Origin of the sequence: Paraburkholderia sp. J69-1, from assembly GCF_905220255.1 — a bacterium.
Lineage (GTDB): Bacteria > Pseudomonadota > Gammaproteobacteria > Burkholderiales > Burkholderiaceae > Paraburkholderia.
The window spans coordinates 274,235-286,991 of sequence record NZ_CAJMZG010000008.1 but is presented as its reverse complement, the minus strand read 5'-3'; the positions used below and the strand labels follow the sequence as shown (position 1 = coordinate 286,991).

Genomic DNA, 12,757 nt, shown 5'->3' with positions numbered 1-12,757 from the left:
GTAAAAACGACGTAAAACACAGGAGACAGGTCATGAAAACGAAACCCCGCACCCTGCTCGCCGCTGCCGCGCTCGCGGCGGCTACGCTCACGGGTACGCTCGCCACCACCGCACAAGCCGGTACACTCGAAATCAATATCGCGTTCAAGGGCGCGAGCCAGCGTGCCGTGTGGACGCAGGTTATCGACGAGTTCAAGAAAACGCATCCGGGCACGGACGTCAAGGTTTCGTTCGTCGACGAAGAAGCCTATAAGGTGCAATTGCCCAACTGGCTCACCACCGCGCCGCCCGATATCGTGAACTGGCACAACGGCGAGCGCATGGCCTATTACGCGCAGCGCGGCCTGTTTGAAGACCTGTCGGGCGACTGGAAGAAGAACAACTGGGACAATATGTATGTCTCGACGAAGGAAGCTTCGTCGTACAAGGGCAAACAATACGCAGCGCCCACGGTCTACTACTCGTGGGGCATGTTCTATCGCAAGGACCTGTTCCAGAAAGTGGGCATTAGCAGCGAACCCAAAACGTGGAATGAGTTTCTCGACGACTGCAAGAAGCTCAAGGCCGCGGGCATCGCGCCGATCACCGTGGGCGGCCGCGACGCGTGGACGCTGGCCGGCTGGTTCGATTATCTCGACCTGCGCGTGAACGGCAACAAGTTCCATCAGCAATTGATGGCCGGCGACGTGCCCTACACCGACCCGCGCGTGAAGAAGGTCTACACGACGTGGAAGCAGCTGATCGACGCGGGTTACTTTATCGATAATTCGCTGTCCTACGATCTTGATGCCGCACAGCCTTTCCTGTTCCAGGGCAAGGCCGCGATGATGCTGATGGGCACCTTCGTCACCGGCGGTTTCAGCCCCACGGTGAAGCAGCAGATGGGCTATTTCCAGTTCCCGATCATCGACCCGAATGTGCCGACGGCCGAAGACGGTCCGGTGGAATCGCTGCATATTCCGTCGAAGGCGAAGAACAAGGCCGACGCCCATGCCTTCCTCGCTTTCGCGGAAACGCCTGATGTGGGCGCGCAGCTTGCCAAGGGACTCGGTTCGCTTTCCGCCAATAGCAAATCGCCGGAACCGGAAGACGCGATTTCGAAAATCGGCTTCCAGATTCTAGCGAATACGAAGGGTGGGATTGCGCAGTTCTACGACCGCGACATGACCAAGGAAATGGCCGATGAAGGCATGAAGGGCATGCAGCAGTTCATCGCCGATCCGACCAAGATCGACTCGATTCTCGCGCAGCTCGAAGAGACGCGTAAGCGCATCTACAAGAAGTAATCCTGCGTGCGGCGCGATGTTTCGGGCATCGTGCCGCGGATCGCTCTGGAGGTAAGCAGTGACGCCCTCAACGACTCATCCCTCGACCGATCGCAGTGCGGCGCTCGCGGCCCAGGCCGTGGCGCATCGTGCGGATAACGCATCGGGCAACGGCGCGAACCCCGCCAACGATGGCCGCGCCAGCACACCGCGCGCCACGCAACCGCACGGCAAACCGCGCCGGCGCGTCACGCCCACGGCGCGCCGCCAGCGCCGCGCCGCCGCGCTCTTTCTCGCGCCCGCCTGCATCATGGTGGCGATCTACGTAGTCTGGCCGATTCTCTCGACCATTCGCCTCTCGTTCTATAACTGGGACGGCATGAGCGACGCGAGTTTTATCGGCTTCGCCAATTACGTCGAACTCTTTCACGCGGCCACGTTTTATACCGCGCTAAAAAATAACGTTATCTGGCTGCTGCTATTTCTGCTTGCGCCGCCGATGGGACTTGCCATCGCGCTGTATCTGAATCAGGCGGTGGCTGGCATTCGCATCGTGAAGTCGCTGTTTTTCGCGCCTTTCGTGCTGTCGGGCGTGGTGGTCGGCCTGATCTATTCGTGGTTCTACGACCCGACTTTCGGCCTGCTTGCCTTGCTATTGGGTCACGGTATTCCGGTGCTGGGCGATCCGCATTACGCCACGCCCGGCATCATTTTCGCCGCGCTGTGGCCGCAGACAGCCTATTGCATGATCCTTTATCTGACCGGCCTGACGACGCTCAACAGCGAGCAGATCGAAGCCGCGCGCATGGAAGGCGCAAAAGGCTGGACGCTGCTCTGGCATGTGATCCTGCCGCAACTTCGGCCCGTGACGTTCATGGCCGTGGTGGTGACGATCATCGGCGCGCTGCGCAGTTTCGATCTGATTTCCGTGATGACCGGCGGCGGCCCATTCGAAAGCTCGACCGTGCTCGCCTATTACATGTACGACCAGGCGATCAAGTATTACCGGCTCGGTTATTCGGCGGCGATTGCGGTTGTGCTGTTCGCGATCATGCTGCTGTATATCGTCTATCACCTGCGTCGCCTGTTGCGCAACGAGCATTGAGGCCATCGACATGTTTCCGATTCCCATCGACAAATGGAAGCCCGCGCCGCGGCGTCTCTACAAGCTCTCGCTGCCGGTTGCGCTGCTGATCTGGCTGCTGCCGTTGATCGCCGTGCTGGTGACATCGATCCGCTCCACCGACGAACTCAGCGAAGGCAATTACTGGGGCTGGCCGAAGCACTTCGCGCTGATCGAAAACTATCGCGAAGCGCTGACCACTTCGCCCATGCTCCACTACTTCTGGAACAGCGTGCTGATCACCGTGCCTTCGGTGGCGTGCGCGATTGCACTTGCGGCGATGGCGGGCTTCGCGCTGGCGATCTATCGCTTTCCGGGTAATTCGGCATTGTTCGCGGCTTTCGTCGCGGGCAATTTCGTGCCGATCCAGGTGCTGATGATTCCCGTGCGCGATCTCACGCTCAAGCTCGGGCTGTATAACTCGGTGGGCGGTCTGATCCTGTTTCATCTGTCGTTTCAGACGGGTTTTTGCGCGCTGTTTCTGCGCAACTTCATCAAGCAGTTGCCGTTCGAACTGGTGGAGGCGGCGCGCATCGAAGGCGCGAACGAGTGGACGGTGTTCTTCCGCATCATCCTGCCGCTGATCCGCCCCGCGCTCGCGGCGCTGGCGATTCTGGTGTTCACCTTCGTCTGGAACGATTACTTCTGGGCGCTGTGTCTCACGCAAGGCGATGACGCCGCGCCGATCACCGTGGGCGTGGCCGCGCTCAAGGGCCAATGGACGACGGCGTGGAATCTGGTGTCGGCGGGATCGATCCTGGCCGCGCTGCCGTCAGTCGCGATGTTCTTCGCGATGCAGAAGCATTTTGTCGCCGGGCTGACGTTTGGGGCGACGAAGGGGTGAGGGTTCGAGATTCGGCCCGAGTTCGACCATCACCCTGATGTGAGCGATGCCCGTCCTGGCAGGCGGGCATCGCTCTTTTGTTTTACCCCCGGTTTACCCGCAGCGATCATCTCTAAAGCTGTCAATCTGCATCATCCCCACCCCCACCCCACATAAAAACCCCCTCCCGCGATCTCAAAACCGCGATTCCAGCCGCTGCGCCGTGTAAACTGCTGCCTTTTTTATCTCTTGTGGTATGGTCCATCCCCCGCAGCGGACGGCCCTGACCGGTCCGGCCCTCGTTCGTTTGCTTGCGCGCCTCGGCGAGACCGACGTGCAGGCCTCGCAGCAGCCGCTCGCCGACCGGCTGAGCCAGTGGCTCGGCTGGACGGACGCGATCGCGCTCTCGACGGTGCTCAGCGCGCCTGCGCCCGCCGTGGGCCGCGTGACGCGCAGCGACGGCGAGGATGAAGCGCAGCGCTGCCTGAGCCTGCGCTCGGCGCTCTCGAAGGCCATCGTCACGGACGCCGTGCTGGCCCCGCCGCGCCCGAGCGCGCGTTACGCGCGTGGCCAGCAAGGCGCGCCGGTGCCGGAAGCGCCCGAATTGCCCGCCGATTTCGCCGTCTTCCGCCAGTGCTATCTCGCGCTCCAGCAGAAGATGGAAGCCGATATCGGCGATATGCGCACGCGCTTGCGCAACCGGCTCGCGGGCCAGTCGCCGGAAATGGCGAAGCTCGCCGCGCTGGATGCGTTGATGGAACGCTCGCTTTCCGTGCGCGAGCGCAATCTGCTGGGCACGGTGCCTGGCCTGCTGGCCAGGCGTTTCGCGGCTCTGCGCAAGGCTACGCAGGCGGCCGAAGCCGAAGCTCAGGCTCAGGCTCAGGCTCAGGCTCAAACGCAAGCCGAAGTCCAGGCAGAGGCCCAACCCGAAGCCCCGCCCGCAGCAAACACGGAAAATACACCCGGCTCGTGGCTTGCCACGTTCCGCAAGGATATGCAGAGCCTGTTGCTCGCCGAACTGGATGTTCGGTTTCAACCGGTCGAAGGGCTGCTCGCCGCTCTTCGCACCCGCTAACGCAGACACTATGTCCAGACTTCGCATCGATCTCGTGGTTTTCATCGCCGGCCTGCTCGCGGTTTGCTGGATCGGCGCCGCCTATGTCGGCTCCAGTCCGCTCGCGCTCGCCGTCACGGTCCTGATTGGCGCCTGCTATGTGGCCGGCGCGCTCGAACTGCGCCGCTACCGGCAGACGACCGGCAGCCTCGCGCAAGCCGTCGACGCCCTCACGAGCCAGCCCGCCTCGCTCAATGCCTGGCTCGACCGCCTGCACCCGAGCCTGCGCAGCGCCGTGCGCGCGCGCATCGAAGGCGAGCGCGCCGCGCTGCCCGGCCCGGCGCTCACGCCCTATCTGGTCGGCATGCTGGTGCTGCTCGGCATGCTCGGCACGTTGCTCGGCATGGTGACGACGCTGCGCGGCACCGGCATCGCGCTCGACGGCGCGACCGATCTCGACGGCATTCGCACGGCCCTGGCCGGTCCGATCCGCGGGCTCGGCTTCGCGTTCGGCACCTCGATCGCGGGTGTGGCCAGCTCGGCGATGCTCGGTCTGCTGTCGGCGCTGTGCCGCCGCGAGCGCATCGAAGCCGCCCAGCGCCTCGACGCCCAGATCACCACCACGCTGCGTCCGTTCTCGCACGCCCATCAACGCGAGGCCAGCTTCGCGCTGATGCAGCGTCAGGCCGAAGCGCTGCCGCTGCTGGCCGAACGTCTGCAGTCGATGATGACCGTCATCGAGCGCCAGAGCGCCACGATGGGCGAGCGTCAGATCGCCAGCCAGGAAGCCTTCCTCGGCAATGCCGAAGCCACCTACGCGCGCCTCGCCACCACGGTGGGCGATTCGCTGAAGGCCAGCGCCGCCGAAAGCGCGCGCGCGGCAGGCGCGGCCTTCGCGCCGGTCGTCGAAGCGACGATGGCGGGTCTCGCGCGCGAGAGCAGCACGCTGCACAACACGCTCACGCAAGCCGTGGAGCGTCAGCTCGACGGCCTCACAGCCGGCTTCGAGGCCAATGCGACGCGCGTCGCGGGCATCTGGAACGAAGCGCTCGACGAACAGCGCCGCGCAGGCGAAGCGCTCGCCGACGATCTGCAAGGCGCGCTGGAGCGCTTCAGCGCGACCTTCGAAACGCGTTCGGCACATCTGGTGCGCGATGTCGATGCGCGTCTCGCGGCTTCGGCGGCGGGCGTTTCGCAGTCGTGGCAGGACGCGCTGGCGCGTCAGGAACAGGCCGGCGAAAAGCTCGCGGGCGACAACCAGCAGGCGCTGGCCGCCGCGGCCGCGACCTTCGAACAGCACGCCGCCGCGCTGGTGCGCGCGGTGGGCGACGCGCAGGCCGATCTGCAGACGCAACTTGCCGCGCGCGACGAAACGCGCCTTGCCACCTGGCGCGACTCGCTGGACGCGATGAGCACCTCGCTGCGCGACGAATGGCGCACGGCGGGCACGCAGGCGGCCGAACAGCAACAGGCGATCTGCACGACGCTCGCGCAGACGGCCGAGTCGGTTGTCGCGCGCGCCGAAGCGCACGCGAACAGCACGCTCGCCGAAATCACCCGCGCCGCCGAAACCGCGAGCGCCGCGTGGCAGGACGCCAGCACGCAGGCCGCACAGCGTCAGCAAGCCGTGTGCGAAACGCTCGAAAGCACCGCCGGCAAGGTTGCCGCGCACGCCGAAGCGCATACGAACAGCACCATCGCCGAAATTACGCGGGTGACCGAGGCCTCCTCGGCGGCATGGCAAGCGGCCAGCGCGCTCGCGGCAGAACGTCAGCAGACGATTTGCGATGCGCTTGCGCAGACGGCCACCGCAATTTCGATGCAAACCGAAGCGCACGCCAGCGGCACCATCGCCGAAATCGCCCGCGCGGCGCAAGAGAACGCCAGCGCCTGGCAAGCCGCCAGCACGCACGCGGCGGAGCGTCAGCAAGCGATCTGCGACGCGCTCGCGCAAACGGCCACGGATATCTCGAAGCAGACCGAAGCGCACGCGAACGGCACCATCGCCGAAATCGCCCGCGCGGCGCAAGAGAACGCCACCGCATGGCAGGCAGCCAGCACGCAGGCGGCGGAGCGTCAGCAAGCGATCTGCGATGCCCTGGCGCAAACGGCCACCGCAATTTCGATGCAAACCGAAGCGCACGCCAGCGGCACCATCGCCGAAATCGCGCGCGCCGCCGAAGCGAACGCCACCGCATGGCAAGCCGCGAGCACACACGCCGCAGAACGCCAGCAGGCCATCTGCGATACGCTCGCGCAAACTGCCACGGATATCTCGAAGCAAACCGAAGCGCACGCCAGCGGCACCATCAGCGAAATCGCGCGAGCAGCGCAAGAAAACGCCGCCGCATGGCAAACCGCCAGCACGCAAGCCGCAGAACGCCAGCAGGCGATCTGCGACGCGCTCGCGCAAACCGCCACGGATATCTCGGCGCAAACCGAAGCGCACGCGAACAGCACCATCGCCGAAATCGCTCACGCCGCCGAAGCGAACGCGGCCTCGTGGCAAGCGGCCAGCACGCAAGCCGCAGAGCGCCAGCAAGCGATCTGCGACGCGCTCACGCAAACTGCCAACGCGATCTCCGCGCAAACCGAAACGCACGCCGTCGGCACCATCGCCGAAATCGCCCGCGCCGCCGAAGCGAACGCCAGCGCCTGGCAAACCGCCAGCACGCACGCCGCCGAACGCCAGCAGGCCATCTGCGACGCGCTCACGCAAACCGCCAGTGCCATCTCCGCGCAGACCGAAGCGCACGCCAACGGCACCATCGCCGAAATCGCGCGCCTCGTCGAAGCCGCTTCGGAAGCGCCGCGCGTGGCCGCCGAAGTCGTCGCGGAACTGCGCCAGAAGCTCCACGAAAGCATGGTGCAGGACACGGCGATGCTCGAAGAGCGCGGCCGTCTGCTCGCCACCGTCACCACGCTGCTCGACGCCGTGAATCACGCGAGCACCGAACAGCGCGAGGCGATCGGCGCGCTCGTCGATACTTCGGCGGGTCTGCTCGAACGCGTCGGCACGCGTTTCGACCAGCAGGTCGAAGCCGGTGCGCAGACGCTCGAAGGCGCCGCGGCGCAGATCACCGGCAGCGCCGTCGAAGTGGCCAGCCTGGGCGATGCCTTCGGCGTGGCCGTGCAGCACTTCGGCGCGTCGAACGACAAGCTCATGACGCAGCTCGAACGCATCGAAGCCGCGCTCGACAAGTCGCTCGCCCGCAGCGACGACCAGCTCGCCTACTACGTCGCGCAGGCGCGCGAAGTGGTCGATCTGAGCCTGCTGTCGCAAAAGCAGATCATCGATAGCCTGCAACGTCTGGCCGGAAGCGAAGCCGCATGAACGACGAGATCGACGGCGGCGTAGAGCCCACCGCACCGGTCTGGGCGGCATTCGGCGACCTGATGGCGGCGCTGCTGGGCGCGTTCGTGCTGATTCTGGTCGGCGTGATCGGCATGCAGATGGAGGCGTCCTCGCGCCTCGCGCACGAGGTCAAGGCGCGCCAGCTCGAAGCCAAACGGCGCCAGACGCTCGAACAGGCGCTTGCCGGGCCGCTCGCGGCCGGGCGCGTGACGCTCGTGAACGGGCGCATCGGCATTAGCGGCAGCGTGCTGTTCGCGCTCAACTCCGACCAGTTGCAGCCCGAGGGGCGCGACCTGCTCAAGAGCCTTGCGGGCCCGCTCACGGCGTATCTGCACGATCGCGACGAAATCCTCATGGTCAGCGGTTTCGCCGACGATCAGCAGGTTCACGCGGGCAATCGCCGTTTCGCCGATAACTGGGAACTGTCCGCCGAACGCGCGCTGACGGTGACGCGCGCGTTTATCGACGCGGGTGTGCCGGCGGCTTCGGTGTTCGCGGCGGCGTTCGGTTCGGAACAGCCGGTCAGTTCGAACGCCGACGAAGCGGGCCGCGCGAAGAATCGCCGCGTGGAAATCGCGCCCGTGCCGCGTTCGTCGAGCATGAGCAGCGCTGCCGCCAAGGCGCCGAACGCCCATGAGTGACGGCGCGCAAAACGTTGCGGACGCATCGACTTCGCTGGACGCGGCTACATGCAGCGCGGCGCGTTCGACGCTCGACGCGTGGCGCGCACAAGGCGCGAACCGCATCGACCCCGTGCGCTTTGCCACGCTCGATGCGCTGGAGCGGCGCGCCCAGGCGCAAACGGGCGCGGCGCGCAAGGTGCTGGACGCGCGCATCGAAACCCTGCTGGCAAGCTACGCAAAGCAGATCGATGCCGATGCAACCATCGCCACGCATACGCAAGCACACGCCCAAACGCCCGCCAGCAACGCATTCGAAGCGCTGATCGAAACGATGTCGCGCGACGAACGCGATGGCGCGCCCGCTACGCTGCTCGATTATTTCCGCGACGTGTGGCAAAAGGTCAGCGCCGATCAGCAGGTGCAACAATCGCAGGATCAGGTGCCGAAAAACGCAGGCCCGCTCAATTCGAGCGCCCTCGTGCATCGCGCGCTCTTTCTCATGCGCGATCTGTCGCCCGGTTATCTGCGCCAGTTTCTGACTTACGCCGATAGCCTCGCGTGGCTCGAAGACCTGCACGCCAACGCCGCGCCGCCAGCCGCTCCCGCGCCGCGCGCCAGCGCCGCAAAGAAGCCGCGCCGCACGCGCGCGCAATAGCGCCACGCGCACACCTCCACGACGTCTACCGCGCCTTCCGTGGCATGATCGCAGCGTCCTGCTGCATCTCTCCCGCCATGGCTTTATCGGAGCGCGCAACATGTCCCGATTCCCGTCACGCTTCATCGCTGTCTGCGCAGGCGCGCTCGCGCTTGCCGCGCTATTCACCGCCTCGCTCGCCTACGCCTGCACGCGCGCACTGTATGTGGGCGACAGCGGCCTCGTCATCACGGGCCGCACGATGGACTGGTCAGAAGACATGCGCTCGAATCTCTGGGTGTTTCCCGCCGGTATCGAGCGCGACGGCAACGCCGGCCCGAAATCGCCGCGCTGGCGCTCGAAATACGGCAGCGTGATCGTCTCGGGCTACGACATCGGCAGTGTGGACGGCATGAACGAACGCGGGCTCGTGGCCAACGCGCTGTATCTGGCCGAAACCGATTACGGCAAGCCCGACTCGGGCCGCCCGCCGATGTCGATCAGCCTCTGGGCGCAATACGTGCTCGACAACTTCGCGAACGTGAGCGACGCCGTGAAAGCGCTCGACAAGGAGCCGTTCCAGATCATCGCGCCGCCGCTGCCCAACGGCAAGCCGATCACCATCCATCTCTCGCTATCGGACGCCAGCGGCGACTCGGCGATCCTCGAATACCTCGACGGCAAGCTCGTGATTCATCACGGCAAGCCGTACCGCATCATGACGAATTCGCCGATCTACAGCGAACAGCTCGCGCTCGATGCGTACTGGAAAGGCATTGGCGGGCTCAGTTTCCTGCCGGGCACGAACCGCGCCGCCGACCGCTTCGTGCGCGCCTCGTTCCTGCTCGACGCGATTCCGAAAAGCCCCGATCCGAACTATATGGCCGGCGTGCCGATGCAAAACGGCGCTTATCAGCAGGTCGCGAGCGTGATGAGCGTGATGCGCTCCGTCAGCGTGCCGCTTGGCATTCGCACACCCGAAACGCCGAATCTTTCGTCGACGATCTGGCGCACCGTGGCCGATCAGACCAATCTGGTCTATTACTTCGATTCGGCCACGCGGCCCGATACGTTCTGGGTCTCGCTGCGCAAGCTCGATCTGAAACCGGGCGCGCCCGTGATGAAACTCACGATCGAAGCGGGGCAGATGTTCTCGGGCGAAACCGCCGATAAATTCGTTGCCACGCCGTCGTTCAAGTTTATGCCCGCGCCCGCGCCTTGATCGCCATTTAATTCGGCATCCCGATCATTTTGCTGCGAACGCATCACCTGAAGCCCGCGCAGCCGCTGCGGGCTTCGGCACTTTATAGACGTCTTTCAGGCTGCGCGCGTATTGCTTGGGCGCCATGCCCGACCAGCGGCGGAACGCGCGAATAAAAGCCTTTTCCGAAGCATAGCCCACGCTGGTGGCAATTTCGATCAGCCTGCGCCGCGAATCGCGCAACGCGCCGCTCGCCACGTACATGCGATAGGCCGTCAAATGGCCGATGGGCGTTTCCTCCACCAGTTCGACGAAGCGCGCGCTGAAGCGCGATCGCGACATGCCGGCCGTGGCCGCGAGCGATTCCACGGTCCATTCGCGCTCCGGGTAACGATGCAACTGCGCGATGGCGCGGCCAATCTGCGGGTCCATGAGACCGCGCAACCAGCCCGTGTGACTGATCGCCGACGATAGATGCGCGCGCAACAACTGCACGAACAGCACATCGGCCAGGCGCGCGGCCGCCACGGCCCAGCCGGGCTGGCAGGCCATCGATTCGCGGATAAACGCCATCAACGTATCCGCGAGCCAGGGACCGACGGCCGGGTCGTTGGCGCGCACGTGAATCAGCGGCGGCAGCACGGAAAAAAGCGGGTTGCGCATCGGCTCGCGGTAAAAAATGATGCCGGTGTACAACTCGTTCGCCGCGGCTGCCCCGCCTCCCACCGTGAGCCGCAAAGGCGTGTCGAATCGCGGGCTGATGCCCTCGCCCGCCACGAGATCGTCGAATGGCACCGGCTCGACGCCAGGCGCCGACGCCAGCACATGCGCGTGCCCGTGCGGCAGCAACACGAAGTCGCCGACTTCGACGCGCAACGGTTCCATGTCTTCCACGGCGATATAGAACGGGCCGCCGAAGCCCGTTCTGAACGCCGCGCCTTCGACCGCCGGTTTGGCGATCGCCCACGGCGCGCTGAGCGAAAAGTGCCCGGTCACCACCGCGTCTGCGCGCAGGTCGGCGAGCGCGGCGCTCAAGAGGTCCATCGCCATGTTGTCTCCGTTTTACGTATTGGGGCGATGCGGGCAGCCTGCCCGCCGTGTTCGGACTCCGTAGCCGGCCTGAGAAGCCGCACTCAGAAGCGCTGCTGGATGCCCATCATCGCTCCGAACTGGTTCGCGCCCGTCGCCACCGTGCCCGCCGCTGCCACGGCGTTGGCCGCGAGCGCGCTATTCATCATGTAACCAAGCGAAGCATAAAGCGTGGTGCGCTTGGAAATGAAATAATTCACGCGCCCAACCAGCAGGGTCGAACTCGAATGATCGCGCAGGATGTAGCGCAGCGCCTGCGCGTCGAGCGAGAACGTGGGCCGCACGTACCAGTTTGCGCCGAGGAAAAAGATATCGGATTGCGCGTGTTCGGCCGCGGACGTATTGCGCCTGATCCAGCCGCCGCCCAGCTTTGCCGGGCCGTATTTCACGTAGGCATCGACGATGGTGCGCTTGTCCACGTCCGCGCTGCTCGTCAGCGGCGCTGTCGCGCCGGGGCCGCCGTACATCACGTCATACGAAGCCGCCGCGCCGCCCCACGCGTTGTCGTAGGCGAGCATCATCGTGTACTGGCGGCAGGCCACAGCGTCGCCCGCAATCTGGCCCGCGCAGTTGGTCGCCGACGGACCGGCGGGGCCTGCGGCATCGCGCCCGAAGCTATACGTACCGCCCACCGTGAAGCCCTGGAATTTGCCCATATAACCCACGGCGTTGTCGCTGCGCGCGTTGGGCAGATAGCTGTCGAAGCTTGCCATCGAATGAATCGACGGGCCGATCACATCCGCGTTGAGCAGCACATACATCGACATATTCATTTGCCGGCCCAGCGTGAGCGTGCCGAAACTGCTGCTCACGCCCAGGTTCGCCTGCCGTCCGAACAGGCGGCCGCCATAATTGAGCGCGCCGCTATTCGATGCAAAACCGCTTTCCAGCACGAAGAAGGTCTTGTAGCCGCCGCCCAGATCCTCCTGGCCACGCAGGCCGAAGCGCGACGGCACCTCTCCCGTGAGCGTGGGCATGCCCGCGAACGAGCCGCCCTTCGCAGCGTTGTTGTAGTACTCGACGCCGGTATCGACGATGCCGTACAGCGTCACATTGCTTTGTCCCCACGCCAGCGCCGATGCAGCAGCCAGCGCTGCAGCCACGAGAGTTTTCTTCATTGCAATCTCCGAACCATTAATCAGTCATGCTTAGTTATTAAAATACCTGCCGGTCCGGCAAAGCGGTCCGGCAGGATACTGCGGGGATCAGGTTCAGTCGGTCTTGCTGCCGCCCAGAATCCATTGCACGACGGTTTGCGCATCGCCCGCGCTGATGGCGTTAGGCGGCATCGGCACCGCGCCCCAGACGCCCGAACTGCCGTTCTGGATATGCGCCACCAGCGTGGCCGCTGCATTGGGTTTGCCGTTGTAGCGCGTGGCCACGTCGCGATAGGCCGGGCCAACGAGTTTCTTGTCGACGGCGTGACAGCCGAAGCACGCGTGCTGGGTGGCGATCTGGCGGGCGCGCGCGGCGTCCAGTGCAGGTTCGGCGAGTGCGTGGGTCGCGCCCGTGATTGCGGCAAGCGCGCCGAAAGCAGCCAGCAACTGGCGAAGTGGGATCATGTTCGATTCCTGTTTTTGTGGGGAATTT

At 65.0% G+C, this 12,757-nt stretch carries 11 protein-coding genes; 8 read left to right on the top strand and 3 right to left on the bottom strand.

Annotated features, from left to right (window positions below; translation table 11 throughout):
* Positions 1–32 precede the first annotated feature (32 nt).
* The 8 genes from U5A67_RS16995 (at position 33) to U5A67_RS16960 (ending at position 10,099) form a co-directional block, all read left to right on the top strand.
* Positions 33–1,286 carry an ABC transporter substrate-binding protein gene (locus U5A67_RS16995; protein ID WP_321815277.1) on the top strand — a complete coding sequence of 418 codons (1,254 nt, stop codon included), beginning with the start codon at positions 33–35 and terminating at the stop codon, positions 1,284–1,286.
* Positions 1,287–1,404: 118 nt separating this feature from the next.
* Positions 1,405–2,370: a carbohydrate ABC transporter permease gene (locus U5A67_RS16990; protein ID WP_415767853.1), complete on the top strand. Its 966-nt coding sequence runs from the start codon at positions 1,405–1,407 to the stop codon at positions 2,368–2,370.
* Positions 2,371–2,380: 10 nt separating this feature from the next.
* Entirely contained in the window at positions 2,381–3,232 is an 852-nt protein-coding gene (locus tag U5A67_RS16985) for a carbohydrate ABC transporter permease (RefSeq protein WP_205985905.1), read from the top strand.
* Between the two features lie 286 nt (positions 3,233–3,518).
* Positions 3,519–4,286, top strand: coding sequence for a DUF3348 domain-containing protein (locus U5A67_RS16980; protein ID WP_321815279.1), 768 nt, complete (start codon positions 3,519–3,521; stop codon positions 4,284–4,286).
* 10 nt (positions 4,287–4,296) lie between these two features.
* Positions 4,297–7,599, top strand: a complete 3,303-nt coding sequence (locus U5A67_RS16975) for a DUF802 domain-containing protein (RefSeq protein WP_321815280.1) — start codon at positions 4,297–4,299, stop codon at positions 7,597–7,599.
* Positions 7,596–8,261 (top strand): OmpA family protein, encoded by a 666-nt coding sequence (locus tag U5A67_RS16970; RefSeq protein WP_205985908.1) that lies wholly within the window; start codon positions 7,596–7,598, stop codon positions 8,259–8,261. Before U5A67_RS16975 ends, U5A67_RS16970 begins: the two co-directional genes overlap by 4 nt.
* Complete coding sequence (locus U5A67_RS16965) at positions 8,254–8,898, top strand: DUF2894 domain-containing protein (RefSeq protein ID WP_321815281.1); 645 nt, start codon at positions 8,254–8,256, stop codon at positions 8,896–8,898. The genes U5A67_RS16970 and U5A67_RS16965 overlap by 8 nt, the downstream gene beginning before the upstream one ends.
* Before the next feature lie 100 nt (positions 8,899–8,998).
* A complete protein-coding gene (locus tag U5A67_RS16960) occupies positions 8,999–10,099 on the top strand; it encodes a linear amide C-N hydrolase (RefSeq protein WP_321815282.1) in 1,101 nt (366 codons plus the stop codon).
* Positions 10,100–10,123: 24 nt separating this feature from the next.
* Here the strand turns inward: U5A67_RS16960 and U5A67_RS16955 are convergent, their stop codons facing one another.
* From U5A67_RS16955 to U5A67_RS16945, 3 genes are all read right to left on the bottom strand, one after another.
* Complete coding sequence (locus U5A67_RS16955) at positions 10,124–11,128, bottom strand: AraC family transcriptional regulator (protein ID WP_321815283.1); 1,005 nt, start codon at positions 11,126–11,128, stop codon at positions 10,124–10,126.
* Positions 11,129–11,211: 83 nt separating this feature from the next.
* Positions 11,212–12,285 (bottom strand): porin, encoded by a 1,074-nt coding sequence (locus U5A67_RS16950; protein WP_321815284.1) that lies wholly within the window; start codon positions 12,283–12,285, stop codon positions 11,212–11,214.
* A 93-nt stretch (positions 12,286–12,378) separates the two neighbouring features.
* Positions 12,379–12,729 carry a c-type cytochrome gene (locus U5A67_RS16945; RefSeq protein WP_321815285.1) on the bottom strand — a complete coding sequence of 117 codons (351 nt, stop codon included), beginning with the start codon at positions 12,727–12,729 and terminating at the stop codon, positions 12,379–12,381.
* Positions 12,730–12,757 lie beyond the last annotated feature (28 nt).

Bases quoted from the DNA above. Each gene is read 5' to 3' on its own strand.
- U5A67_RS16995 (WP_321815277.1), top strand. From the start codon at position 33: ATGAAAACGAAACCCCGCACCCTGCTCGCCGCTGCCGCGCTCGCGGCG.
- U5A67_RS16985 (WP_205985905.1), top strand. From the start codon at position 2,381: ATGTTTCCGATTCCCATCGACAAATGGAAGCCCGCGCCGCGGCGTCTC.
- U5A67_RS16975 (WP_321815280.1), top strand. From the start codon at position 4,297: ATGTCCAGACTTCGCATCGATCTCGTGGTTTTCATCGCCGGCCTGCTC.
- U5A67_RS16970 (WP_205985908.1), top strand. From the start codon at position 7,596: ATGAACGACGAGATCGACGGCGGCGTAGAGCCCACCGCACCGGTCTGG.
- U5A67_RS16965 (WP_321815281.1), top strand. From the start codon at position 8,254: ATGAGTGACGGCGCGCAAAACGTTGCGGACGCATCGACTTCGCTGGAC.
- U5A67_RS16960 (WP_321815282.1), top strand. From the start codon at position 8,999: ATGTCCCGATTCCCGTCACGCTTCATCGCTGTCTGCGCAGGCGCGCTC.
- U5A67_RS16955 (WP_321815283.1), bottom strand. From the start codon at position 11,128: ATGGCGATGGACCTCTTGAGCGCCGCGCTCGCCGACCTGCGCGCAGAC.
- U5A67_RS16950 (WP_321815284.1), bottom strand. From the start codon at position 12,285: ATGAAGAAAACTCTCGTGGCTGCAGCGCTGGCTGCTGCATCGGCGCTG.
- U5A67_RS16945 (WP_321815285.1), bottom strand. From the start codon at position 12,729: ATGATCCCACTTCGCCAGTTGCTGGCTGCTTTCGGCGCGCTTGCCGCA.